The sequence below is a fragment of the Pseudidiomarina sp. PP-1MA genome (genome assembly GCF_041200125.1).
Lineage (GTDB): Bacteria > Pseudomonadota > Gammaproteobacteria > Enterobacterales > Alteromonadaceae > Pseudidiomarina > Pseudidiomarina fusca.
Window position 1 is genome coordinate 13,995 of sequence record NZ_CP165718.1, and the last position, 25,529, is coordinate 39,523.

Below are 25,529 nucleotides of genomic sequence, written 5' to 3' on the forward strand. Positions count from 1 at the left end.
TCAGCGGTTACTGATTCTCAGATAGCTTTGGGTTAAAGTGGTTCTTATAGTCGCTCTAGAGTTTGGCCCGAATAGGTTAAATTTTCAATCATTTTTTAAACGAGCGTTTGAAAGTATGTGGAAAGCTCAGATAACATCAAAGAACGCTATCAAAGCTGGTGTGCTGGCTGGCGCCTTGCTGATAGCTCCAATAGCCTTGGCGGCGCCGCCCAGTGCCAGTGTGGTTGATGAAAGCGTGCGTGAGCAGCAGCGCGAACTGTTCAAGCAAGCTGAAGTTGCAGTCAAGCGTCGGCGCATCAAAGAATATCAACAGTTGGTACAGCAACTAGAAGGGTATCCTTTGTTACCCTATCTCGAGCTTGATCGAATTGGGCAAATTGGCTATATCGCCAATGAGGACTACGTACTGAGTTTCTTTGACCGGTATCAACAGAGTCCGTTGGATTGGCAAGCACGACAGCCTTGGTTAGATTACTTGATGCGACAGGGTGACTATCAGCGCTTTGTTCGTGATTTTAAAGCGCCAGGCTCGCAAACTCATCAATGTTTCTTGATTGAAGCTCAGCTGGCACTATTGCCTACAGAGCAGCACACAGCTGACCAAGCGGATGTGAATCGGTTGCAGGTGCTACGTCAAGTAGATACCGTGTGGCGCAATGGCTCATCGTTACCCAAAGCTTGCGACACCATTTTAGCGGCTTGGGCCGAGGCCGGGTTACGCACCCCAGAATTAATCTGGGAGCGGGTGGTACTAGCTGCTGAGGGAGGACAACACACGTTGTTACCTTATCTCGGCCGATTATTGCCTGAACCTATGCAGTACTTGGCTGAGCATTATCGGCGGGTACGGGTTAATCCATCATATGTCACGCGTTTCAGCGCACTGACTCAAGCCTATCCTGAACACGAAGCGAAAATCTTAAGTTATGGATTACGTCGCCTTATCTGGCGCGATCCCGATTTAGCCTTGGCTACTTTAGCCAAGCTACCATCTCACATTGTCTGGACCGCCGAGCAGCAGCTTAGCCTAAATCAGACGTTTGCCACCGCACTGAGTGTGAAAAACCATCCGCAAGCGGAGACTTGGCTAGCGCGACTAGCACCTAACGAGCACAATGACACCACGCAGCAATGGCAGTTGGCTGATTGGGTACGGCGAGGTGCTTGGCAGCAAATCATTGAATTCATGCCGCGCTTGCCCGATACCGAACGAGAGTCCGATCAGTGGCAATATTGGTTTGCGCGTTCGCTGGAAAGTTTAGGGCAGCCGGGGGTCGCAGCACCATTGTGGCGTGAGTTGGCGCAATCGCGCAGTTATTACGGGTTTCTCGCTGCCGCCAAGTTAGATTTGCCACTTAACCTGCAGCGTCAGCCGTTGCAATTATCAGAACAGCAGCGCCAAGCACTATGGCAGCTTGATGGGGTGCAGCGGGCCTACGAATTACGAGCTTTAGATCGGCATCTAGATGCACGGCGCGAATGGTTTTATATGGTGAATATGGTGACCCCCGCGCAACAGTTGCAACTAGCAGCTTTGGCAAGTGAGTGGGGATGGCATGATCAAGCGATATATACGCTCGGCCAAGCGGGAGAATTTGATGCCGTGGCACAGCGTTTTCCCGAGGCCTATTTAGAGCAACATCAAAAGTTTGCTGACGCTGCGCAGATTGATGTGAACTGGGCGTTGGCGGTGTCACGGCGTGAAAGCGCGTTTCGTCATGATGCGCGTTCGCACGCAGGTGCTTATGGATTGATGCAACTATTACCCAGTACCGCTCGTTTAATGGAGGATAAGCCATTAAACCATCGCGATTTATTTCATGTTGAAACCAATATTCGATTAGGTACTCGTTATTTATCTCATTTACAACAACGGCTAGAAGGTAATTGGTTATTGGCAACGGCAGCTTATAACGCAGGCATCTACCGAGTTTATGATTGGATTCCGACGCAACCGCTAGCAGCGGATCGCTGGATTGAGACGATTCCATATGCAGAAACACGAAACTACGTGAAGAATGTACTGGCTTACCAGCAAATTTATCGAGCTTTGCGTCAAGGTGAACAGCAACCAGAACTATTTCAGCAGGTCGTACCTATGCGCATTGGTAAGTTGCCGGCAACCTCCGCTAACAGTGGCGATTAATCTGAACTACAAGGTGTGTTCAAATAAATCATGAGTGCAAACTATTTAATTCCGGCGCAGCCCATGACCCATGAGCTGGTCATTAAAAACAGTCGGTTTATTGCTCATGCACAGCTCGCTAGTAGTGCCGCTGAGGTGGCTGCGCATCTGGCTTGGTGTAAACAACAGTGGCCGCAAGCAAGTCATTACTGTACGGCGGCTTTATGGGGTGCGCCCAATAACAGTCAAGCCTATGCGATGAGTGATGACGGTGAACCCAGTGGTACCGCTGGTAAACCTATGTTTCAAGTATTGCAAACTAGTGGGGTAGGAGAAATTTCTGTGGTGGTGGTGAGATATTTCGGTGGGTTGAAACTCGGAACCGGAGGCTTGCAACGCGCTTACAGCCAAGCTGTCGCTGAGCTCATGAAAGTCTTACCAACAGCAGAAAAAATACTACGCAAATCAGCCTGTTTAAACTACGATTACCAGCATCAAAGTGTTGTACAGCATTTATTGCAGCGTTATCAGGCAGATATTGTCGAACAAGAATTTACGGATACGGTACGATTAAGGCTAGCAGTGGTTGCCGCATCAGCAGCAGAGCTTGCAACCCAATTAAAAAACTCCACTCAAGGTCAACTTGAGTTAATTATACTAAAAGAGGCAGGCTAGTGCGCTTTCGCGGCATTCTCAGAATTTTAGGACTACTTATTTGCTTGTTCAGCGTTACCTTGGTGCCCCCAGGCGTCGTTGCTTTGATCTATCAAGATGGCGGTGGAGTGGCCTTTTTACTGGCTTTTATGGTGAGCTTGGTGGTTGGCTTTTGCGTCTGGTATCCGAACCGTCACGAGCGTTCTGATCTTAAAGTTCGAGACGGGTTTCTGCTAACCGTCCTGTTTTGGACGGTGCTAGGCGCCGTGGGTATTTTGCCCTTGTGGTTCACTGCCGAAGTTCCTTTGAGTATTACCGATGCTGCCTTCGAGTCTTTTTCAGGTTTAACGACCACGGGCGCTACCATTTTGACCGGCATTGAACACTTGCCCCACAGTATTTTGTTTTACCGTCAGCAGTTGCAGTGGTTAGGCGGGATGGGGATTATCGTTTTGGCGGTGGCAATTTTACCGATGCTTGGTATCGGGGGGATGCAGCTGTATCGAGCGGAAATACCAGGGCCCCTCAAAGATGCCAAAATGACCCCTAGAATTGCCGATACTGCGAAACATCTTTGGTACATCTATGTGGCTTTAACCGCCGCTTGTGCTATTGCCTATAAGCTTGCGGGTATGGGCTGGTTTGATGCGATTGGCCATGCATTTTCAACCATTGCGGTAGGTGGCTTCAGTACCTACGATGCCAGCATGGGATACTTTGACAGTGCCACCATTAACACCATTTGTGTGGTGTTTTTGATCATTTCATCGATAAATTTTGCGGTGCATTATGCGGCCATAACAGGGCGTTCAATTACTGGGTATTTCCGTGACCCTGAAGCACGGGCGTTCGTGTTGATTCAGGTCGCGTTAATTATTCTAGTCTTTCTCACGGTGCTGGTACACGACCTGTTTTCGTCGACCGAAGAAGCTTTTAATCAAGCGATGTTCCAGGCAGTTTCAATTAGCACCACCGCCGGCTTTGCGACCACAGACTTTTCGTCTTGGCCGTTGTTTTTACCTATTTTGCTTATCTTTGCCAGCTTTATCGGTGGCTGCGCCAGCTCAACAGCGGGTGGTTTAAAAGTGGTGCGGGTGATGTTGCTGTTTCGGCAAGGGGTGCGTGAACTCAACCGCTTAGTACATCCAGCTGGGGTCTACTCCGTTAAGCTAGGTAAGCGCATTATGCCGCAACGAGTGGTTGAGGCAGTGTGGGGTTTCTTTGCCGCCTACGCCTTAGTTTTTGTGGTTATCATGCTCGGCTTGCTGGCAACGGGTTTAGATGATGTGACAGCCTTTTCGGCTACCGCAGCCTGTTTGAATAACTTAGGGCCAGGTTTAGGTGAGGTGGCTGCTAATTACGCTGACATCCCGGACGCGGCCAAGTGGCTATTGGTGATTGCCATGTTATTTGGGCGCTTAGAGGTTTTTACCATCTTAGTGTTACTCACCCCAACATTCTGGCGCAGCTAGCAATAGGGCCTGAACTAGGCCCTAAAAGAATAATGCACTAGGTTGGAATAAGCGTTCCACTTCGCGAATGTACTTTTTATCTACCAAGAACAAAATAACGTGGTCATCGGCTTGTAAGACTGTGTCGTCGTGAGCAATAAGCACTTCATTGCCGCGCACGACAGCACCTATGGTGGTACCCGGAGGCAGCTTAATTTCGCTGATGGTTTTACCGATAACTTTAGAGGTGTTTTCGTCGCCATGAGCGATCGCCTCAATAGCCTCAGCTGCACCTTTACGCAGTGAATAGGCATTAACAATATCACCTTTACGAATCAGTGATAGTAGTGCCGAAATAGTCGCTCGTTGCGGAGATATCGCAATGTCTATGACGTTATCTTGCACCAGATCGACGTAGGCCTGGCGCTGAATTAACACCATGGTTTTTTTCGCGCCCATTTTCTTTGCAAGCATGGCGGACATGATATTAGCTTCGTCATCATTGGTAACGGCAATAAATACGTCCATATCTTCAATATGCTCTTCAATCAGTAGCCGTTGGTCTGATGCATCACCTTCAAGAATGGTGGTGTTTTGCAGGCTTTCATTGAGCATGAGGGCACGACCTCGGTTGCGCTCTATGAGTTTTACATGGTGATTCTCTTCCAGACGGCGCGCCAATCCAGCACCTATGTTACCGCCTCCGGCAATCATGACGCGGCGATACTGATGCTCAAGCTTCTGCATTTCTTCCATAACCATGCGGACATACCTGGTATCGGCAATAAAGAAAACTTCGTCGCCGGCTTCAATGATGGTTGTTCCCATCGGCTTGATGGCTTGCCCTTGCCGGAAAATTGCCGCGACTCGGGTTTCGACATTAGGCATATGGTCTTTCAAAGTAGAAATAGCATGGCCAACTAACTTGCCACCGTAATAGGCTCGTACTGCCACGAGGCTGGCGCGCCCGCCAGCAAACTCCATCACCTGCAAAGCGCCAGGGTAATCCACCAGCAGCTTGATGTAGTCGGTCACTTCTTGTTCTGGTGAAATGAGGTGATCAACAGGGATGTCATCTTTATGAAAAAGCTTATCTTTGTAATCGCTGTATTCTTCTGAGCGAATGCGCGCGATGCGTTTGGGAGTCTTGTAAAGGGTGTAGGCAATCTGACATGCCAGCATGTTGGTTTCATCGCTTGGCGTTACCGCAATCAGCATGTCAGCATCTTCGCAGCCGGCTTGGCGTAGCGTCCGAGGATGCGAAGCATAGCCCTCTATGGTGCGAATATCATGCAATTCTGATAAATAATTTAAACGCCCAATATCTGAGTCAACCACGGTAATATCATTGTCTTCGCCCACTAGGTTTTCTGCTAGTGTACCGCCTACTTGACCGCCACCGAGGATGATTATTTTCATGTGCGTTTTTCCAGTTTTGCATAATAAAAACCATCGCCATGTTGCTCACCCGGAAGCCACTGCCAATCAAGCTCGGTACCAGGCCCTATAGCTATTTGTTTGGCATCCGCATGGCGCGTCAAAAATGCTGCTATTTGTTGTTTGTTTTCTGCAGGTAACACTGAGCAGGTTGCATAAACTAGGGTACCGCCTGGCTTTAACATTGGCCAGAGGTTATCAAGAATCCTTGCCTGTAATTCAGCTAGGGCGCTAATGTCATTCGCGCGGCGTAGCCATTTGATATCAGGATGACGACGAATCACGCCCGTGGCAGAGCAGGGGGCATCAAGTAAAATCCGGTCAAACAGTTGACCATCCCACCAGTCGGCACTAGTAGCATCACCTTGTTTCACAACGGCTGTTAATTGTAAACGCGCCAAATTGTCATGCACCCGTTGCAAGCGTTGGGCATCGGCATCTAATGCCAAGACCGCGGCCGTAGGAGCTGTCTCTAATAGGTGAGCAGTTTTACCACCAGGAGCTGCACAGCAATCTAGAATGCGTTCATGGGGTTGAGGTTGTAACAGGCTAGCTGCATGCTGCGCAGCAACATCTTGTACCGAAACCCAGCCTTGTGCAAAGCCTGGTAGCTGCTGCACATCTACCGGCTGCTCTAGGCGAATTGCCGAAGCTAGTGGGCTATCAGAGGCTGCCGCTAAGCCAGCGTCAGCTAATAATGCCAGATACTGCTCGCGCGTGTGATTCTGTTGGTTGACACGAAGCCACATGGGCGCTTGCTGATTATTGGCCGCTAAAATAGCTTCTGCGTGTTGTGGGTAAGCATGTTGAATAAGTTCAGCCAGCCAGCGAGGATGGCCATGGGCTAACTCGGCGCGGGCGGCAATTTGTTCTAGTAACTCAGACTGTTGCCGTTGCAGGTTACGCAAGACACCGTTGACTAAGCCTTTTTGCCGATTACGACCTAAAGTAATAGCAGCATCAACGGTGGCGGATACCGCGGCATGCGAGGCAGCGCCCATGTAGGCAAGTTGGTAAGCGCCCACTAACAATAGTGAGTTTAAGATTAGTAATTCACCTTTGAGAGGCTTGGTAAGCAGCTTACTTAGCATAAAGTTAAGCTGCGGTAGATGCCGCAAAACACCGTATGCGAGAGCTTGAGCCATGCCACGATCGCGCGCAGAAAGTTTACTCGCTGCCACCGGCAACGCAGTGCTTAACGAGCGTTGGTGCTCAAGCACTTGAAACACAGCTTGGGCCGCCGCGGCGCGGCTTGCTGCACCAGGACGAAGCTCAGTCATGGGATACCTTATGCGGAGCTGCTAATCGACTCCCTAGTTGAAACCAATCACCGCGACCGTTAAGGAAATCTGCTGCAGGCATAGGTTTTTTGCCGGATGGCTGCAACGTTTGGAGGCACAAGGCCTGTTGACTCGTGCTAATCACGATACCCTGTTTATCTGCGCTGATCACGGTGCCAGGTGCAATAGATTCTGATTGCTCAAAGGGTACCACGGTGGCATGGTAAACTTTTACCACTTCGTTGTTACTGGCAAGCAGCCAACAGATGGGCCACGGATTAAAGGCGCGCACCCAACGCTCTAGTACTGCGGCGGGTTGTTGCCAGTCCAACTGAGCTTCTTCTTTACTTAACTTGGTGGCGTAAGTGGCTAATTGCGTATCTTGAACCTGGGCTTGTGGCAGCAGGTCAGTGAGTTGGTGTAGGGTATCTAACAACGCCGGCGGCCCTAACTCGGCCAGCTTGGCATACAAGGACGCGGAAGTATCGCTTGGACGGATCGGTAACCGTCGTTCGAGTAATACCGGGCCGGTATCAAGACCCGCCTCCATCAACATGATAGCAACGCCAGTTTCGCTATCGCCAGCCCATAGGGCTCGCTGAATAGGTGCTGCACCACGCCAACGAGGCAACAAGGAACCGTGCACATTGATGCAGCCATAGCGTGGTAAATCAAGCACAGCTTGGGGCAAGATGATGCCATAGGCAACCACCACCATCACATCGGCCTGATAATCTGCTAAGGTTTGTTTTGCTGATTCTGATTTAAAAGATTGCGGCTGCTCAATCGTCAGTTGATGCGCTAGCGCTAACTCTTTGACGGCGCTGGCCTGTAATTTCTTACCACGCCCAGCCGGGCGATCTGGCTGAGTGTAGACAGCCACCACCTCGACGGTGTCATCCTTAAGTAATGCTGCCAGATGTTGCGCTGCAAAATCTGGCGTACCAGCAAAAACTACGCGCAGCTTATTGGCCATATAAACGAGCTTCTTTCTCTAATTTTTTGCGAATGCGATCACGTTTTAACGGCGATAGATAATCGACAAACAATTTACCATCAAGATGGTCAATCTCGTGCTGAATGCAAATAGCTAGCAAGCCTTCAGCGGTAAGACTGAAAGATTCACCGTTTTTATCCAACGCTTGCACTGTTACTTTGCCGGCACGCTCAACATTGGCGTAGACTCCAGGAAAGGATAAACAGCCTTCTTGATTGGTAAAATGGCCTTCTTGTGCTGTAATCTCAGGGTTAATGAAAACGAGGGGTTCGTTCTGATCTGGGCTGCAGTCGGCCACAAACAAACGGCGGTGAATATTCACCTGAGTAGCAGCTAGGCCAACGCCTTCAGATTCGTACATGGTTTCAAACATGTTGTCGATGTCAGCACGTAGGGCATCGTCTACCTGCGCAATAGGCTGTGCGACAGTGCGTAAACGCTCGTCGGGATATTTTAAAATTGTTAATTTAGTCATAACCTGTCATTCGCTTGTTTCATATTGGCTAATTTTAACGTAATTTGAGGTCAAACACACGGTTTTACAATGGAGCTCCCCATGATTAAGAAGCATTTTTGTACGATTGCGGCTATCGGCTTTTTCAGCCTTAGTTGCCATTCTGCGTTAGCTTCTGCACCGCTGGTTGATTCACAACCGCTACCACAGCCCGCGGTGGCGGCTGAAAGTCGGGGAACGCTGGTGCAAATTAAGCAAGGCGCACCAACCGAATACGTGGTGAAAAAAGGCGATACCTTATGGGATATCTCAGCACTCTTTCTTGATGATCCATGGTTATGGCCCGAGTTATGGCGGATAAATACCGACATTGCCAATCCACATCTCATTTACCCAGGCGACAAATTGTATTTGGTATGGGTAGATGGGCGACCTCAGCTTACTCGCAAACCGCAGCGGACCCTCTTACCTGAGGGTACAGTACAAGCAAAACGACAGCCGATTCCAACCTTTGCGCGCGATATGTTAGAACCATTACTTACGGAACATCGCTTGGTAAGTGCTGAACACTTGGCTCAGCTACCGGTGATTGTCGGTGACAATCGCGGTGCCCCCCGAGTGAACGGCTTAGCGCCAGTCTTTATCGATGCTGCTGCTGGACAACTTGAGCAGCAAGAATATGCTATCTTCACCCCGGTCGCAGAGTTAGCCCAGGGGCAACTGTTACGCTTAGTAGCCAACGTCCAAATTACCCATGCGCAAGATGGCTACTGGCAAGGGGAGGTTAGTAAGTTACAACGCGAAATTCGCCGCGGCGATGTGCTCCTGCCGCTAACGCCTACCGAGCTACCCGAGCTGATAGTTCCCAGTAATGGAGCCGTCCCTATGGGGCATATTATCGGATCTTTAAATGAGCGCCGTGAGCAAGGTAAGTTTGATTTGGTGGTGTTAGACCAAGGCCGAGCAGAAGGCGTTGCTACCGGACAAATGTATCGTGCCGTACGCGCGGGTACCCGGGTGTTTGTCGATGGCGAATCCATCAGTTTAGTGAACCCTTATAAACCCAGCCACGCTATTTCATCGCTGTGGCGAACCACTGCTGAACTGCCGCTGCAACAAACCGCTGAGCTGATGGTCTTGCAAGTGCAGGAGCATAGCAGCTTTGCAATTGTGTTGAGGGCACCAGAATGGTTGCGGGTTGGGGCTACCTTTTTACCCATGCAGGTGGCTGCAATGCAGCGCTAAGCCGGGCTTAGCTCGCTTTTTTACAATTTCAATTGCAAGGATGCAAAGCAATGATGGCACAGGATCATCGCGGTATTTTATTACTCGCTTTTGGCAACGGTAAGCTCCGACGAGAATGTCGCAAAGCCAGCTCATTTACTAACGCCATCGAGCTGGCGCAGAGGTCACCGCACGCAGCTGACGTGGTCATTGAAGCGGCGCACGTGGCCAGGTTAGAGCGTTGGCTTGAATTACCGCAAACCCAGGTTGTGAGTTATTTTGACGCCTCCTATCCTGAAGCTCTACGCTATGTAAGTCAGCCCCCATTAGTGTTGTTTTGTCATGGCGATGTGGCGCTGTTGCAGTGCTGCGCTGTTGCTATTGTCGGCAGCCGCAATGCTAGCCCTACCGGGCAACATACAGCGGATTATTTTGCCCGTGGTTTAGCGAGTAGTCAGGTAGTGATTATTAGTGGGCTCGCCATGGGGATAGATGCCGCCGCCCATCGTGGTGCGTTGGCGACTGGCCGCACCATTGCGGTACTAGCGGGTGGGCCCGACGTTTACTACCCAGCCCGAAATCGGCAACTACAACAACAGATCGCGCAAGCGGGCTTACTCGTTTCAGAGTTCGCGCCCGGAGTACCAAGTAAGCGCGATCATTTTATCCGTCGCAACCGTATTATCGTCGCCTTAGCTCAGTTGGTGTTGGTGGTAGAAGCCAAACCACGGAGCGGTTCGCTGAATACAGCAAAACAAGCCCTTGAGCAAAATCGTAGCCTCTTTGCCGTGCCCGGAAGCATTTGGGACCAAGGAATGGGGGGCTGTCTGATGTTATTGCAACAAGGTGCAGGGTTAGCGATGTCGATTAATGATGTGCGGCAAGAATTGAATTTACCAAGTTTGCCCCCATCTACTTCAGCAGAGGACGAAATTAATTCGCAACCGAGCTTGGCAAACACGCAATTGTTGGCTAATGTGGGCAATGAGGTCACTTCAATAGATACCATAGTAGCGCGCAGCAAACTTCCAGTTGCGATTGTATCAGAGCAACTGGTATTGCTTGAATTAGAAGGGAGAGTGACTTCTGTTGCCGGCGGCTACATAAAAGTGGGGAGGCGCTAACCATGTTTGATATCCTCATGTATTTATTCGAAAACTACATTCATTCTGATATGGAAGTAGTCGTGAATCATGATGAGTTAACCGATGAGTTAACTCGGGCGGGATTTCATCGGCAAGAAATTCAGAAAGCTTTAGCATGGTTAGAGCGCTTAGCTGATCTGCAAGAAAGCGATCTGAAGGCGGGTCTGAATCGTAGTCAAAGCAAATCGACGCGGGCTTACACAGCAGAAGAAGTAGCTCGAATTGATTGCGCCAGCCGCGGCTTTATCATGTACCTAGAAAATCTTGGGGTGTTGGATTTTGCTACCCGAGAAATGGTCATCGATAGAGTGATGGAGCTCGATGCAAAAGAGTTCACTCTAGATGATTTAAAGTGGGTGGTGTTGATGGTGTTGTTCAACGTGCCCGGCCATGAAGATGCCTATAATCAAATGGAAGGTTTGTTGTTTGAAGAGCCAGATGGTTTATTGCATTAAATGAGTGACAACTTTCTAGAGCCCCAAGCACTCGGAGTTCCTTGCCCCAAGTGTCAGCGAGATTTACAACTCAAAAAAGGCCGCTACGGCCTTTTTGTTGGTTGTAGTGGTTATCCCGCTTGTGATTACATGACTGCCGCAGATTTCGATCCCGGTACCGATGCCCGCTGTCCTGAATGCCAGCAAGGTAAGATGGTACAAAAAACTAGCCGTTTCGGTCATTCCTTTTATGCTTGCGATCAATACCCCTCATGTCGTTATTCCGTGAAGTTACCGCCGGTGGCAGAAATTTGCCCGAGTTGTGGTTACGGGTTGTTATTACGCAAAAAAACCAGTGCGGGTGAGCGCCTAATTTGCGCAAAAGATACCTGCGACTACAAATCTCCAGTAAAATAATCCGCAGTTTTAGCGTTAGCGAGAAAGAACATGTTAGACAGTGAACAATGGCTAGCAGCCAAGCAAGCGTTTCAAGCTGGGCAGGTGTTGGCTTATCCTACTGAAGCCGTATTTGGGTTAGGTTGTGATCCTCGTAATGAAAGTGCAGTGCGCGCTGTACTTGCCTTAAAACAGCGCCCTGAAAGTAAAGGCTTGATTCTTTTGGCTGCCGATTACAGTCAGTTGGTGCCCTATGTTGATGATCTTGCGATTCCACAGGATAAGCGGTTTGCGGTGTTCTCAAACTGGCCCGGTGCCGTCACTCTATTATTGCCGGCAGCCGCTAATGTCCCAGAATGGCTGCGTGGCGACCATAATCAAATTGCGGTACGAGTAACCGCACATGAACCGGCGCGGCAGTTATGTAAGGCTCTGGGCTCAGCAATCGTTTCGACCAGCGCCAATCGCTCCGGGCAGCCAGCCTTAACCACAGCTGCGCAAGTAACAGCAGAGTTTGGTGAGGGGGTGGCGTGGGTGATGCCTGCGGATGTGGGCGGAGCAAGTAAGCCGTCACGTATCATCGACCCTTTAACCCAGCAGGTAATACGAGATTAATCATGCCAGATTCGATGTTAGAGCAAGTAAAAGCCTATTTAACCAATCTTCAAGACCAGATCACTGAAGCATTGGAACAGGCAGATGGAAGCGGGCAATTCACCGAGGATGCTTGGCAACGCCCTGGTGGCGGTGGTGGGCGCTCGCGGGTGTTACGTGATGGTGCCGTATTAGAACAAGGCGGGGTGGGTTTTTCGCATGTGTATGGCGAACAAATGCCAGCATCTGCTACGGCGCATCGACCTGAGTTAGCCGGCCGTAACTTTAATGCTTGTGGGGTGAGTTTAGTGATGCACCCGCGTAATCCCTACGTACCTACCAGCCATGCTAACGTGCGCTTTTTTATTGCCGAAAAAGCCGATGCAGAACCCGTATGGTGGTTTGGAGGCGGGTTTGATCTAACTCCGTTTTACGCCAACGATGAAGATATTAAGCATTGGCATCAAGTTGCTTATGAGGCCTTGCAGCCCTTTGGTGATGATTTATACCCAGCCTATAAACAATGGTGTGATGAGTATTTTTATTTGAAGCACCGTGGCGAAACACGCGGCGTTGGTGGTTTGTTTTTTGATGATTTGAACGAACGAGGATTTGATGAGAGCTTTGCCATCATGCGAGCCGTTGGCGATGCCTATTTAGCGGCCTATTTGCCGATTATCTCCCGCCGTAAAAACATGCCTTATGGCGAGCGTGAGCGGCAATTTCAGCTCTACCGTCGTGGCCGTTATGTTGAGTTCAATTTAGTCTGGGATAGAGGGACTTTGTTTGGCTTGCAAACCGGCGGTAGAACCGAATCTATCTTAATGTCGATGCCACCGTTAGTGCGCTGGGAGTATGGCTATCAACCAGAACCAGGCTCACCTGAAGCTCGACTCTATGAGGATTACCTTAGGCCGCGCGATTGGCTCGCCGAACTTTAATCGGTATTTATCATGTGATGAGCCAGTGCCGTGTAACGACTTTTTAGCTGCATCTTCAGTAAATCATCTTGCACTTGCTCATCTAAAACTTGATACATACACATCAACCATTGATCGCGCATGGCTTCGTCTATGCGAAAAGGCAGGTGCCGTGCCCGTAGCCGAGGATGCCCATATTTTTCTTCGAAGAGTGCCGGGCCACCCAGCCAACCACTAAGAAACTCGAAAAATTTCTGCCGAATGTGGGTGAGGGGTTGTGGATGCATGGCCAACAGTTCAGCTGCGCGTGGGTCGGTTTCCATGATATCGTAAAAACGCTCAGCCATAGCTCGTACGGCGTGTTCACCGCCAAGCTGATGATAGAAACTATTATCTGGGGCTGCTTTCTTTTGCGAACGGAGAAAATTAAACATGGCGCTTTTTACCGTATTTGGAAATCCAATTGCACAAAGCCTATCGCCACAAATCCATCAATTATTTGCTGAACAAGCGCAAGTAAGCCTCAACTATTCGCGCAGTTTAACATCTCCGGCACAGTTCTCACGAGCCGTTGCGGCATTTTTTCGCAGTGGCGGCGCAGGAGCCAATGTAACGTCACCGTTCAAACAACAAGCCTATCAGTTGGTGACCCATGTTACAGCTCGAGCGGCCAGTGCTGGCTCGGTGAATACCATAGTTGCACTGGGACACGGCCAATTATTGGGAGATAACACGGATGGCTACGGATTGGTGCGTGACTTACAGCGCTTAGGGTTTGATCTGACCCAGCTAACTATCGTGCTGCTCGGTGCGGGGGGAGCAAGCCGTGGCTGCTTACAGCCTTTGCTAGATGCTGGCGCGGCTAACTTAGTGTTAGCTAATCGAACGCTTAGTAAGGCTCAGCAATGCGTGGAAGGCCTTGAGCATGCGCGCCTTAGTGTTGCTAGCTTAGCCGAACTGGAGAACCAGCTAGAACCCTTACAACAACCCTATCTGTTAATCAATGCGACGAGTGCTGGTCTTCATGGTGATCAACTGGCCTTAGCGCCCGCGATATTTGCCCAGGCAACGGCTTGTTATGATATGAGTTATAGCCCAAATCCTAGTCTGCTCACGCCTTTTCGCCAGCAAGCACAGAAAGCAGGAGCACCACGCACCTTTGATGGGCTAGGGATGTTGATTGAGCAGGCGGGCCTGGCGTTTCAGTTATGGCATCAGGGGATAGAACTTGATACTAGGCTGGTACATCAGCGCTTACAGCAACAACTGCAACAATGATAGGATTAGTCACGCAACACAATATTGGGGCTTAAATCGACATCACCTTCATGGTTTACGGTCGCAAACTCACTGCCGCGCCTAACCACAGCAAGCGGACCTGCCTCGGTGTTGCGAATAAAGGCGAGGTCATAGCCAAACTTCTGTAACTGGTAGACACCAAATTTCTGGTCCATCGAGAGGCGTTCCCACCACTCTGACTGATTCAATGCAATACGTCGGCGCTCAAAATCTTCAAGTTGCCGAAGTTCTTCTGTGCTGAGTTTCATTGATTCAGTTTCCATAACACCACGTGCGTAGCTAGTTACCCAAGTTTGGCGCAAGTATAACCTATGGATGATAGGTTGATCAGCTTTGGCCACTGTCATCTTAAAACAATAGTATAGATCAGATATCGCCGAACTATGACAGTGAGTATATACGAAAACTAAGCAAATGTTGATTCCTTTTAAATTTATAAGGAAATCAGCAAGGTTAAAAAATGATCTAAAAAGATCAAAAATTAGGCTGGTATTCCATTTTCTTTATGGTAGTCTTTCAGACCGGTTAGCAAAAAACCGCATAAGCTTAGCGCCCATTTGGCTGTAGCTTTAAATCAGTTTCCACAACTGAAAGAAAAATAAAAATAAAACGCAGTTATGGGGATTTCTAGTTCGTAACCCCTTGTTTTAAAAGCCCTTGATTCAAAAATACACACCAGAGGTTGATTACCTTTAGCTGGTGCAATAGGTCGTTGCACACAGACTTATGCACAGGTTGTCCACATTTGTATTCAAGTTGAGCTAAGGTATCATTCTGGCGTCTTAACGGCGCCTGTGGCATCCTAGCAACACGACTGGCATAACACCTATGCACCCTAAAGCAACTAAGCTCAAGTAGAGACACATCATGGCTGAAGTTCCAAAGAATCCATTCATATTAGTTGATGGCTCATCTTATTTATTTCGCGCATATTATGCGCCGCCGCATATTACCACCGCAGCAGGTGAGCCAACTGGAGCCATTTATGGTGTCGTTAATATGCTACGCAGTTTATTGAAGAAATATCAGCCATCGCATATGGCCGTTGTTTTTGACGCCAAAGGCCCCACGTTCCGAAATGACATGTATGCTGAGTACAAGGCGAACCGGCCACCTATGCCTGATGACCTACGTCAGCAGATTCAGCCGTTACACGACATAGTACGGGCATTGGGATTACCCTTGCTGTGTATTGATAATGTAGAAGCTGATGACGTGATTGGTACCCTTGCTCGTCAAGCCGGTGAGGAGGGTCGTTTTACCTTGATTAGTACCGGTGACAAAGACATGGCGCAATTGGTGAATGACCATGTCATGTTGATTAATACCATGACGGATACCTTATTAGACCAAGCGGGTGTCGTTGCTAAATACGGGGTTGAACCTGAACAAATCATCGATTATTTGGCCTTGATGGGCGATAGCTCAGATAATATTCCAGGGCTACCTAAAGTAGGTGAAAAAACCGCATTAGCCATGTTAACAGGTATGGGTTCGATCGATGCGATGCTGGCCGACCCTGATGCGCTAGCACAACTAAGTTTCCGTGGGGCAAAGACCATGCCCGACAAGCTGCGTGAGCATTGCGATATTCTTAAGCTCTCGCGTGAATTAGCTACCATTAAGCTTGATGTAGCCCTAGATTTTACTCCAGATCAACTAACGATCAAGCCGGCCGATCAGGAGCAGTTGGTAAGTTTGTATCAAAGGTATGAATTTAAACGCTGGTTAGCCGAGGTCTTAGCTGAAGGTGCTAGCACGGACCAAGCGCTCGAATTGGCTGCAACTCCGGCAGCGGCCACTGCTGCACCAACAGCAGGAGCGCCATTCCAACCGGACCAATATCAGCTTATAACAAGCATGTCCCAGTTGCAGCAGTGGTTGGAGAAATTACAGCAGTCCGAGTATTTCGCGGTTGATACCGAAACTACTAGCTTGAATTATATGGAAGCCGAACTGGTGGGCATGTCTTTTGCGACTTCGGCAACCGAGGTTTGCTATATTCCATTAGCTCATGATTATCCCGGTGCTCCAGAGCAGCTTGACCGGGCCGAAGTCTTAGCTTTGTTTAAACCTTTGTTAGAAGACGCAAAGCCCCAAAAGATTGGTCAAAACCTGAAATATGACAGCCATATTCTACGCCGCTATGGGATTAAATTAGCGGGTATCAAGAACGATACCATGCTCAATAGTTACGTCTTGAACAGTGTGGCATCGCGCCATGATATGGACAGCCTAAGCTTGCAGTTTCTTGGTCATAAGTCTATCTCGTTTGAAGAGATTGCTGGTAAAGGTGCTAAACAGCTCACTTTTAATCAAATTGCTTTAGAACAAGCCGCACCTTATGCCGCTGAAGATGCCGATGTCACCTTGCGCTTGCATCAACAGTTGTGGCCCCAAGTTGCTGATGTGACCGAGCTTAAGTCAGTGTTAGAAACCATCGAACTGCCACTCGTGCCAATCCTTGTGGCTATGGAGCAACAAGGCGTGCAAATCGATGCTCAGCAGTTAGCGCTACAAAGTCATGAGATAGCTAAAGAATTACAGCAGTTAGAAACGCAAGCTTATGAGATTGCGGGCGAGCCTTTTAATTTAAGCTCTACCAAGCAACTCCAGACGATTTTATTTGAGAAACTGCAAATACCAGTGCAGAAAAAGACGCCCAAGGGTGCACCCTCGACAGCTGAAGACGTGCTGCAAGAATTAGCCTTAGATTATCCGCTACCAGATATCATTCTACGCCACCGTGGCCTAAGTAAGCTGAAATCAACCTACACGGACAAGCTACCTAAGATGGTGAATCCCCGTACCGGACGTATTCATACTTCTTACCATCAGGCGGTAACTGCCACCGGTCGTTTGAGTTCAAGTGATCCTAACTTGCAGAATATTCCTATTCGAAATGAAGCCGGGCGGAGAGTTCGTAAAGCTTTTACCGCGCCTGCGGGTTACTCCATTATGGCTATCGACTACAGTCAAATTGAGCTGCGTATTATGGCTCATTTATCGCAAGACCCAGCTTTGGTTGAGGCGTTTTCTAAAGGTCGGGATATTCATAAAGCTACAGCCGCAGAAGTTTTCGGTGTCGCCTTAGATGCTGTCACTAGCGAACAGCGGCGTCGCGCCAAAGCGGTTAACTTTGGCTTGATCTACGGCATGTCAGCGTTTGGTTTAGCCCGTCAACTGGATATTCCGCGTCATGAAGCTCAGCTGTACATGGATAAGTATTTTGACCGTTTTCCTGGAGTGCTGCGGTACATGGAAGAAACCCGCGAACAAGCCAAACGAGATGGTTACGTGAAAACTATCTACGGACGTAGACTGCACTTGCCAGAAATCAAAGCTCAAAATGCGATGCGCAGAAAGGCCGCTGAGCGAGCCGCGATCAACGCCCCAATGCAGGGCTCTGCTGCGGATATTATTAAGCGTGCGATGATAGCGGTGGCTGATTTTATCGAGACAGAAGCGACGACTGACGATGTTCGAATGATCATGCAAGTACATGATGAATTGGTCTTTGAAGTAAAAACCGACAAGGTCGCAGACTATCAAGCTAAGCTGGTAGCAGTGATGGAGCAAGCCGCGGAACTACAAGTGCCATTGATTGCCGAAGCTGGGGTAGGCGACAACTGGGATGAAGCTCATTAATTTTTAAACTATTTAAAAACAAATAGTTATGAACTTATTGGCAAATTATGCAAAAAAAATTCAGGTTTTTGGAACTTATCAAAATTTAGCCAGTCTGAATTAGTGAAAGGCGCATTAAGCGAGTTTTTAAATGTCGTTTGATTAACCTTTCAGAGATGTTCTCTCCCTGGATTGTAGTATGACTTTTGCCCGGCCTTGTGCCGGGCTTTTTCTTTTCTAAGCGAGGTTAAAGCGGCTTTTTACGCGACCGACGATTGGCAATCCAAACACCGAATAAAATAGCAGCCATACCAAACCCATGGGCCATTAAGAACGGCTCACCATCAAGTACGCCTAAAATGAGGGCAACAATCGGAATCAGGTAGGTCACTGAACTAGTAAAGGTGGTGTCGGTTAATTTCACGACTGTGTTAAAGATAACCAGAGCTGCTGCCGTACCTACAATACCCAGCACTAATACCGCCGCCAAGGATAGCTGAACGCTCTCAAAATCGCTCACTTGGGCGATGAATGGCGTGGCAAACAGCAGATACAACAAGGCTGGTGGCGCTACTAGAAATAACGACACGCCAGTAATGGTTAGCGCACTAAGATCAGGAATATGGTGTTTGATTAGGTTTAAATTGAGGCCGTAACACACGGTGGCAGCAAGAATCAGTAATCCATAATGATTAAACGCAAACGCTCCGGCTTCTCCTGCAGTTACGAGTAGCGTCGTACCTACTAAACCTATAGCAATACCTAACCATTGTTGCGGCTTTGCTACTTGCTTGAAAATAAAGACCCCTATCACAAGGGTCGCAAGCGGAGTAAAGGTATTGAGGACGCCGGTAACGCCGCTGGGTAACTGAGTTTGAGCGAAGGCGAATAGAAAGGCTGGAATAAAACTACCAACCAAGCCAACACTAATGAGCTTGGGCCAGTGATGACGCTGCACATTATGCACTCGCTTCACAATGAGCGGAAGCAGTACCAAGCCAGCTGAGGCAATTCGCAACGCAGCCAACTGATCTGGACTAAAAGTGAGCAACCCTTTTTTGATCAACAAAAACGAGCTGCCCCAAATCAGGGCCAAAAGTAACAGCAGCAACCACGCCTTTAATGGCGGTACCTCAGGAGACTGTGTGCTATTCATGATCCGGTGATACTGACTCCGTGTCCAAGCTGTCATCAAGCTCTACAGCTTCGTCAACGACGGGCTGATTTAACCAGTCACTCAGTTTTGCCTCAACTGCTGGCAGGCCTAAGCGATTCAGCGATGAGAACATTTCAATGGTGATGTCACCACCAAACACCATAGCGGCCTCGCGTGCCTGTAATAAGGTTGACTTACGGGCTCCTGGTTTAAGCTTGTCCGCTTTGGTAAGCAGCACCAGCACCGGGATTTCGCTCTCGGTGGCCCAATGCAATAATTCTTGATCGACATCACGGTAGGGGTGACGGATATCCATCAATAATACGAGGCCTTTGAGCGAGCGACGCCTTTGTAAATACTCGCTTAGCGCTTGTTGCCATTTTTCTTTGATCGCAATCGGTACTTTTGCGTATCCATAACCAGGTAGGTCAATAAGACGCTTACCCGGAAGTACCTCAAATACGTTGATTAGTTGGGTGCGGCCAGGAGTCTTACTGGTGCGAGCCAGCGCCTTCTGCCGTGTGATAGTGTTTAATGCGCTAGATTTACCGGCATTAGAACGCCCAGCAAAAGCAATCTCGACCCCTGAGTCATCAGGTAATTGTCGAATATCGGCTGCGCTGGTGATAAATTTTGTTGGTTGAAAGTTTAATATGGTGCTCATAGACGTGCCAGACCTCAATAGAAAGCGTATACTAGCATGATTAGGCGTTTAATCCTTACAACTTTTGTGTAAAATAGCGTCTGTTACAACATCCAGAGCAGAGATATCGATCATGAAAAAAATTGCATTGTTCGTAGGCCTCTACGTTGGTTTGACCGGGTTTGCCATGGCGGCTACTGGTAATGCCGAAGCAGGTCAACAAAAAGCCGCCGTATGTGCCGCATGTCACGGACCTGATGGTAATGCTCCATCGGATATGTACCCGAAAATTGCGGGTCAGCATGAAGGGTACCTGTTTAAACAATTAAAAGATTATAAGCTAGCTGCTGAAACCGGCGGCTCGCAAGGCCGTGCTAACGCAATCATGCAGGGCCAAGTAATGATGTTAAGTGAGCAAGACATGGCTGACTTGGCGGCTTTCTATGCTGGTAAAGACATGAGCGGTGGCGAAGCACCTGAAGATGTCATTGCTGCCGGTAAAAAGCTATTTATCGCTGGTGATGAAACTCGTGGTATTGCAGCTTGTGCAGCTTGTCATGGTCCGCGTGGCGATGGCATGGGTTTAGCTAGATTCCCAGATATTTCTGGTCAGCATGCGGCTTATACGAAACAACAGTTAGAATTGTTCCGCAGCGGTGAACGTGCCAACGATATGAACAATATGATGCGTGACGTTGCCAGTAAACTGACCGATAAAGATATTGAAATTTTGTCTCAATACATCCAAGGCTTGTACTAAGCCTAGCGGATAACGCACAAAATATGAGCAAAAAGGGCAGCTTGATAGCTGCCCTTTTTATTTTTTTGTTGCATCCGAATGACTGTTAAACCCTCGTAAAATAACGATTTGTCAATTATGGTTATATGAAATGCCTTTCTTATAACATAAAAGTCATTGATTAAATTTTGTGAATCAGTAGTCTGAATGCCATTGAAATCAAGCAAGCCCACGTGATTAGTGGCGTAGCGAGAATCAAACGGGTTATTAATTAAGTCAAGAATGACCCAAAAAGGTTCACGTAGAAAAGAATAATAATCCAGGGAATAACAACACGGCCAGGAGGCCACCTTTTAACCAAGCACAATAAAAATAACAGAGCTCGGTTAATGCGCTTAACATAATAACAATAATAATAAAAAGCTCAGGGACGTTATAATTAAAAACAAGGAAGATAGTGACAACCGTTCTCGAAAATCGCACGTGCGCTGTGTGGAAAGATGAGAATAAATCAGGCGATGGCAACATCGCCTTTTTTATTGCCGCCAAGATAAGGTAAACTAGTAGCCAGTTTATTCACTTCCACAGTTGGAATGGCACTATATGACACGCCGTAAGAAAACCCGCAAAACAGGGCCATTAGCCCCTTCAAAACGCGTTATTCCCGAGTGGGAAAAGAGCAAACCCGATGCCTCAGGCGCGCACGCTGGTAAAGGTCGTAAACCTGGGAGTAGATTCAACGTTGCACCAGCCAGTAAAGCTCAGGCAACGGCTCAGGCTAATGTCCATGATCCACGGTTAGGTAGTAAAAAACCCATCACCCTTATGGCTGCAGATGCAGTGGCACCCGTAGTACCAAGTTTTGACCGTAAAGCAGCTATGGCGGAACTCGCAGCCATAGAAAATGATGAGCGGTTGCAAGATCTATTGGACCGTTTAGATGAAGGCGATGAACTATCTGTAGCTGAATCTCGTTATGTAGATGAACGTACCACGCGCTTTGAGCAACTAGCAGAGCTATTGGGCTTAGATCTAAACGACGATGAGGATGATGATGATTGATGCACACATGCCCTGGTGGGGTTGGCTAATACTTGTTGCTGGGGTTTTGATCATTGCCGGCTTAGCTTTTTATGCTGGACGTTTGATTGCGCAAGTCAAGTTTCAGCGGCGTCAGTTGGATCAGCGTCGCGATGAAGCCCTAGCGGGACGTAATGAGCGCTTGCTAGAAAGCATTGTGACCATTGCCAAGGCCATGGAGCAGGGGCAATGTCCGCATTCTGAGGGCGCACTGCGATTAGTGGTGCTGCTTGATTTGCGGGTCGAATCCAATACAGCCAAGTATGCTGAGCGCTACCCAGCGTTGCATGATATGTATGAACGTATTAAGCACATGCCTACTCATGACGCCCGTAAACAGTATCCAAAGCAAGAGATCCGTAAAATGGATCGCGAGCGTGAAGGCTATGAAGTGGAGCTAGAGCAGCAGATTTTGAATGATGTACGCCAGTTACTGAAGGACTTTGCTTAACTAGCAAAGTCCTTCTGTTCGTCAACGTCTTTATTGCTTATAGACCTGCCCGTCTTTGATAACCAAATTGATCTCACTCATTAAGCTGATATCTTCAAGTGGATTGCCTGGGACAGCAACCACATCGGCCTTATTGCCCACTTTAAGGGTGCCAATGTCACTTACGCCCAGTAGGGTAGCAGCTTCAGCCGTAGCAGCGCGAATGGCCTCAAGAGGTGGCATGCCAGCCTCAACCATGTACTGAAACTCACGATAGTTCTCGCCGTGGTCATAAACCCCTGCATCGGTACCAAAAGCTATTTTGACACCGTATTTATAGGCCTCAGCAAAGGTATTTTGAATCTTAGGGCCAATCTCGGCAGCTTTAGGTCGCACTAACTCGGGAAAATAACCGTCTATCTTGGCGCGGTCTGCTACTGAACGTCCGGCCGTGATGGTTGGCACATAATAGACGTTATTCTTCTTCATCGCACGCATCACTTCTTTATCCATGTAGGTGCCATGCTCAATTGAATCTACCCCGGCCTCAATGGCGCGTAACATGCCTTCTTTACCATGGGCATGGACCGTTACTTTCATACCGTAGTCTTTGGCAGTTGTTACAATTTCGCGCAGTTCATCCATCATGAATTGGGGATTGTGGCCGCTTTTAGCAACACTCAAGACACCACCGGTTACGGTTAGTTTGATCAGATCCGCACCATCTTGATAGCGAGCTCTGACCGCTTTCCGTGCGTCATAGGGGCCATCAACGACACCATCCGCTGGGGTTGGTTGTTCATATAAGCCTTCTTTGGCACCATTGGTGGGGTCTGCATGGCCGCCTGTGGTCGCAATGGATTTACCCGCTGAATAGATACGAGGACCTCGCACCTTACCAGCCTGAATAGCATCTCTTAAGGCGATACTGGCATTGTAGGAGTCACCTAGCTCGCGCACTGTGGTGAAACCTGCTAACAGCGTCTTCTCGGCATAGCTCACTGCATCTAGTGTGACATCCGCCGCGCTTTTGGTGAACTTATTCATGTAACTGCCAGGACCCAACTGCGAGGTAAGGTGGGTGTGCATATCAATAAACCCTGGCATAACAGTACTGTCTTTACGGTCGATGACGAGATCATCAGCGGTAGCGGTTTTGTAGCCTTGTTCTATGCCGATAATACGGCCCTCATCAATAACAATAGTCATTTGTTGCTGTGGTTTACTTTGGGTGCCGTCTATTAAGGTCCCCGCATAGACCAAGGTGTCCGCGTAGGCGCTGCCTGATAGAGCTAAAAGGATTGAAGCTGATAGTAATGTACGCATGCTGTAGTCTCGCTGTTATTGTTGTACTGCTGGTGCAACAGGTGCGCCAGTGCTGCCTGAGCGGCGGCTGACTTTCACCATAGCGCTGTCTTGGGGGTTAGGTCAAATGTTAGACAACAGTCCCACAAAAGCACTTGCTTAAGGTAACGCTAAAGAGCAACTTTTGTTATACTAGCCGTCGTTTAATTCTTACTGGCCACAACCCTATGTTTAAGCGTATTCGAGAAGATATTCGCAGTGTTTTCGCTCGCGACCCTGCGGCACGCAACAGTTTTGAAGTTCTGACGACCTATCCAGGCTTACACGCTATTTGGTGGCACCGTATGGCGCACAAATTGTGGGGTTGGCGGTTCTATTGGTTAGCGCGTTTTATTTCTACCTTAGCGCGCTGGCTTACCGGCGTTGAAATCCACCCAGGTGCACGCATTGGGCGCCGTTTCTTTATTGATCATGGTATGGGTGTGGTGATTGGTGAAACTGCTGAAATTGGTGACGATGTAACCATTTATCATGGGGTTACCTTGGGCGGCACCAGTTGGAACCAAGGCAAACGCCATCCAACGCTAGCCGATGGGGTGGTGATTGGGGCAGGGGCCAAGGTCTTAGGCCCTATAACTATTGGTAAAAATGCGCGGATTGGCTCAAATGCGGTGGTCGTAAAAGATGTACCAGCTGAAAATACCGTCGTCGGCATTCCGGCGCGAGTAGCAGGCTCACCAGTCAATGTTGAAGTCACCAAGCGGCGCGAACAAATGGCTAAGCAATACGGCTTTGATGCCTACGCCATCTCAGCTGATAATCCAGACCCAGTAGCGACAGCTATTGGTCGTATGCTCGACCATGTGCATGTACTGGATCAGAAAGTTAGTGACTTATGCTGCGCAGTAAACAAACTCGGTGGCAATGTCTGCGAAGAAATACCCCAAGTGCAACTGGACGATGAAGATTTTATTGATGCTGAAAAAGCAGCTGCAGAGCAGCGTAAGCGTGAACAGCACTAACATCTCTGGGTCGGCATCTTTGAATCGGCGCCTTTGAATATGGGTTTTTAGACGAAAAAAAGCCGCTCATTGAGCGGCTTTTTAGAATGCGTTTCGCTAAATGCGTTGCTAAGGCAACGTCTTACATAGGTACTACGTTTTCAGCTTGTGGGCCTTTAGGACCTTGAGCGATAGTGAACTGAACAGTTTGACCTTCAGCTAAGGTTTTGAAACCGTCAGACTGAATAGCGCTGAAATGTACGAATACGTCTGCGCCTTGCTCTTGCTCGATGAAACCGAAACCTTTAGCTTCGTTAAAGAATTTTACTTTACCAGTTACTGTAGACATGCCGTGATTCCTCGTATTGCATGTGAAAATCTAGGGTAATGCTAATAAAAATACGTGTATTACTTGGGACTTACAAAACGAGGTACAGCAATAGACTTCGTAACAGGCCACAATTAGACAGCCGAATTTTTTCTAGCGACCGCCAGTATACGCTGATCACCTAAAGAGTCAATTAAAGATTTATTAACGCTTGTTTATTGCTTAACCGCCAACTTAGCCCCTAATCCAGTTTTTAGTAATATGGCGGAAAGTATCTGTGCCGGAACGGTGTAGCCATTCGTAAGCAGCCATCTCCGACGTGATGATGATGGCACCGGCTTGGCGTAAACGATACAGAGCGGCTTGTTTGTCGCTATCACGGCGAGAACTCACGGCATCTTCCACCACATACACTTGCTTGCCGGTACTAATGAGGTCGATGGCGGTTTGTAGAATACAAACATGGGTTTCCATCCCCATCAACACCACTTGATTGCGCTCCATGTCGGCTAAAGCAGAGGTAAAATTAGGTTCTTGCATGGCACTAAAATGCATTTTCTCGATAACCCGGGCGTTTTCAATCACCCCAGCCAACTCGTCAACACTGATGCCTAACCCTTTAGGATATTGCTCAGTGACTAGAATCGGAACATTGAGCTCGTTAGCAATTTCACCTAACCAGCGCACTCTTGCCACTACTTTATCGCTTTGGTGAATCACCGGAGCGAGTTTTTGCTGTACATCAATGATAAGTACAACTGTATCTTCAGCACGAAGTAACATGTCATCTTCCTTTTCTAGAGGTAATAC

26 protein-coding genes are annotated in these 25,529 nt (G+C 48.5%); 15 read left to right on the forward strand and 11 right to left on the reverse strand.

Translation table 11 applies throughout. The features are described 5' to 3' along the window. Positions 1 to 115 precede the first annotated feature (115 nt). Genes AB8S08_RS00060 through AB8S08_RS00070 form a run of 3 tightly spaced genes read left to right on the forward strand, consistent with a single transcriptional unit; the run spans position 116 to position 4,251 of the window. Entirely contained in the window at positions 116 to 2,146 is a 2,031-nt protein-coding gene (locus AB8S08_RS00060) for a transglycosylase SLT domain-containing protein (protein ID WP_369742976.1), read from the forward strand. Positions 2,147 to 2,176: 30 nt separating this feature from the next. Continuing rightward, positions 2,177 to 2,800 (forward strand): YigZ family protein, encoded by a 624-nt coding sequence (locus AB8S08_RS00065; RefSeq protein WP_369742977.1) that lies wholly within the window; start codon positions 2,177 to 2,179, stop codon positions 2,798 to 2,800. Continuing rightward, entirely contained in the window at positions 2,800 to 4,251 is a 1,452-nt protein-coding gene (locus AB8S08_RS00070) for a TrkH family potassium uptake protein (protein ID WP_369742978.1), read from the forward strand. The genes AB8S08_RS00065 and AB8S08_RS00070 overlap by 1 nt, the downstream gene beginning before the upstream one ends. A 21-nt stretch (positions 4,252 to 4,272) precedes the next feature. Here AB8S08_RS00070 and trkA read toward each other — a convergent pair whose 3' ends face one another. From trkA to def, 4 genes are read right to left on the reverse strand one after another with little or no spacing between them, the layout of a single operon-like run. Beyond that, positions 4,273 to 5,649: a Trk system potassium transporter TrkA gene (gene trkA / locus AB8S08_RS00075; RefSeq protein WP_369742980.1), complete on the reverse strand. Its 1,377-nt coding sequence runs from the start codon at positions 5,647 to 5,649 to the stop codon at positions 4,273 to 4,275. Next, a complete protein-coding gene (gene rsmB, locus AB8S08_RS00080; protein WP_369742981.1) occupies positions 5,646 to 6,947 on the reverse strand; it encodes a 16S rRNA (cytosine(967)-C(5))-methyltransferase RsmB in 1,302 nt (433 codons plus the stop codon). The genes trkA and rsmB overlap by 4 nt, the downstream gene beginning before the upstream one ends. Next, a complete protein-coding gene (gene fmt, locus AB8S08_RS00085; RefSeq protein ID WP_369742982.1) occupies positions 6,940 to 7,923 on the reverse strand; it encodes a methionyl-tRNA formyltransferase in 984 nt (327 codons plus the stop codon). Before fmt ends, rsmB begins: the two co-directional genes overlap by 8 nt. Next, positions 7,913 to 8,419 (reverse strand): peptide deformylase, encoded by a 507-nt coding sequence (gene def / locus AB8S08_RS00090; RefSeq protein WP_110075696.1) that lies wholly within the window; start codon positions 8,417 to 8,419, stop codon positions 7,913 to 7,915. Before def ends, fmt begins: the two co-directional genes overlap by 11 nt. Positions 8,420 to 8,500: 81 nt before the next feature. Here def and AB8S08_RS00095 point away from each other — a divergent pair, with 81 nt between their 5' ends. From AB8S08_RS00095 to hemF, 6 genes are read left to right on the forward strand one after another with little or no spacing between them, the layout of a single operon-like run. Then, complete coding sequence (locus AB8S08_RS00095) at positions 8,501 to 9,643, forward strand: LysM peptidoglycan-binding domain-containing protein (protein ID WP_369742983.1); 1,143 nt, start codon at positions 8,501 to 8,503, stop codon at positions 9,641 to 9,643. Positions 9,644 to 9,693: 50 nt separating this feature from the next. After that, positions 9,694 to 10,746 (forward strand): DNA-processing protein DprA, encoded by a 1,053-nt coding sequence (dprA, locus tag AB8S08_RS00100; RefSeq protein ID WP_153826555.1) that lies wholly within the window; start codon positions 9,694 to 9,696, stop codon positions 10,744 to 10,746. Positions 10,747 to 10,748: 2 nt separating this feature from the next. Next, positions 10,749 to 11,222: a DUF494 family protein gene (locus AB8S08_RS00105; RefSeq protein WP_110075693.1), complete on the forward strand. Its 474-nt coding sequence runs from the start codon at positions 10,749 to 10,751 to the stop codon at positions 11,220 to 11,222. Continuing rightward, positions 11,223 to 11,618, forward strand: a complete 396-nt coding sequence (locus tag AB8S08_RS00110) for a type I DNA topoisomerase (protein ID WP_110075692.1) — start codon at positions 11,223 to 11,225, stop codon at positions 11,616 to 11,618. It begins immediately after the preceding gene. 30 nt (positions 11,619 to 11,648) lie between these two features. Next, positions 11,649 to 12,212, forward strand: a complete 564-nt coding sequence (locus AB8S08_RS00115) for an L-threonylcarbamoyladenylate synthase (protein ID WP_110075691.1) — start codon at positions 11,649 to 11,651, stop codon at positions 12,210 to 12,212. Positions 12,213 to 12,214: 2 nt separating this feature from the next. Beyond that, entirely contained in the window at positions 12,215 to 13,132 is a 918-nt protein-coding gene (gene hemF / locus AB8S08_RS00120; RefSeq protein WP_110075690.1) for an oxygen-dependent coproporphyrinogen oxidase, read from the forward strand. On the opposite strand, the gene AB8S08_RS00125 is transcribed toward hemF, so the two are convergent. Then, a complete protein-coding gene (locus AB8S08_RS00125; protein ID WP_369742984.1) occupies positions 13,129 to 13,545 on the reverse strand; it encodes a group II truncated hemoglobin in 417 nt (138 codons plus the stop codon). The two genes, hemF and AB8S08_RS00125, sit on opposite strands and share 4 nt — an antisense overlap. Here AB8S08_RS00125 and aroE point away from each other — a divergent pair. After that, entirely contained in the window at positions 13,544 to 14,389 is an 846-nt protein-coding gene (gene aroE, locus AB8S08_RS00130; RefSeq protein WP_110075688.1) for a shikimate dehydrogenase, read from the forward strand. The two genes, AB8S08_RS00125 and aroE, sit on opposite strands and share 2 nt — an antisense overlap. 5 nt (positions 14,390 to 14,394) lie before the next feature. Here the strand turns inward: aroE and AB8S08_RS00135 are convergent, their stop codons facing one another. Next, positions 14,395 to 14,673: a hypothetical protein gene (locus AB8S08_RS00135; protein WP_153826559.1), complete on the reverse strand. Its 279-nt coding sequence runs from the start codon at positions 14,671 to 14,673 to the stop codon at positions 14,395 to 14,397. Between the two features lie 604 nt (positions 14,674 to 15,277). Between AB8S08_RS00135 and polA the strand changes: the two genes are divergently transcribed. Beyond that, entirely contained in the window at positions 15,278 to 18,058 is a 2,781-nt protein-coding gene (polA, locus tag AB8S08_RS00140; protein ID WP_369742985.1) for a DNA polymerase I, read from the forward strand. Between the two features lie 226 nt (positions 18,059 to 18,284). Here polA and AB8S08_RS00145 read toward each other — a convergent pair whose 3' ends face one another. After that, positions 18,285 to 19,193 (reverse strand): DMT family transporter, encoded by a 909-nt coding sequence (locus tag AB8S08_RS00145; RefSeq protein WP_369742986.1) that lies wholly within the window; start codon positions 19,191 to 19,193, stop codon positions 18,285 to 18,287. After that, positions 19,186 to 19,857, reverse strand: a complete 672-nt coding sequence (gene yihA / locus AB8S08_RS00150) for a ribosome biogenesis GTP-binding protein YihA/YsxC (RefSeq protein WP_369742987.1) — start codon at positions 19,855 to 19,857, stop codon at positions 19,186 to 19,188. Before yihA ends, AB8S08_RS00145 begins: the two co-directional genes overlap by 8 nt. 112 nt (positions 19,858 to 19,969) lie before the next feature. Here yihA and AB8S08_RS00155 point away from each other — a divergent pair, with 112 nt between their 5' ends. From AB8S08_RS00155 to AB8S08_RS00165, 3 genes are all read left to right on the forward strand, one after another. Continuing rightward, positions 19,970 to 20,596: a cytochrome c gene (locus AB8S08_RS00155; protein ID WP_369742988.1), complete on the forward strand. Its 627-nt coding sequence runs from the start codon at positions 19,970 to 19,972 to the stop codon at positions 20,594 to 20,596. A gap of 582 nt (positions 20,597 to 21,178) precedes the next feature. After that, positions 21,179 to 21,637 carry a Der GTPase-activating protein YihI gene (gene yihI, locus AB8S08_RS00160; protein ID WP_153826563.1) on the forward strand — a complete coding sequence of 153 codons (459 nt, stop codon included), beginning with the start codon at positions 21,179 to 21,181 and terminating at the stop codon, positions 21,635 to 21,637. Next, positions 21,624 to 22,106, forward strand: coding sequence for a DUF2489 domain-containing protein (locus AB8S08_RS00165; RefSeq protein ID WP_313932757.1), 483 nt, complete (start codon positions 21,624 to 21,626; stop codon positions 22,104 to 22,106). Before yihI ends, AB8S08_RS00165 begins: the two co-directional genes overlap by 14 nt. A gap of 30 nt (positions 22,107 to 22,136) precedes the next feature. On the opposite strand, the gene AB8S08_RS00170 is transcribed toward AB8S08_RS00165, so the two are convergent. After that, a complete protein-coding gene (locus tag AB8S08_RS00170) occupies positions 22,137 to 23,411 on the reverse strand; it encodes an amidohydrolase family protein (RefSeq protein WP_369742989.1) in 1,275 nt (424 codons plus the stop codon). 206 nt (positions 23,412 to 23,617) lie between these two features. On the opposite strand from AB8S08_RS00170, the gene cysE reads away from it, so the two are divergent. After that, entirely contained in the window at positions 23,618 to 24,412 is a 795-nt protein-coding gene (gene cysE, locus AB8S08_RS00175) for a serine O-acetyltransferase (RefSeq protein ID WP_110075680.1), read from the forward strand. 121 nt (positions 24,413 to 24,533) lie between these two features. Here cysE and AB8S08_RS00180 read toward each other — a convergent pair whose 3' ends face one another. After that, on the reverse strand, positions 24,534 to 24,740 hold the full coding sequence (locus AB8S08_RS00180) for a cold-shock protein (RefSeq protein WP_034733468.1): 207 nt from the start codon (positions 24,738 to 24,740) through the stop codon (positions 24,534 to 24,536). A gap of 213 nt (positions 24,741 to 24,953) precedes the next feature. Then, positions 24,954 to 25,502 (reverse strand): hydrolase, encoded by a 549-nt coding sequence (locus AB8S08_RS00185; RefSeq protein WP_369742990.1) that lies wholly within the window; start codon positions 25,500 to 25,502, stop codon positions 24,954 to 24,956. Between the last annotated feature and the right edge of the window lie 27 nt (positions 25,503 to 25,529).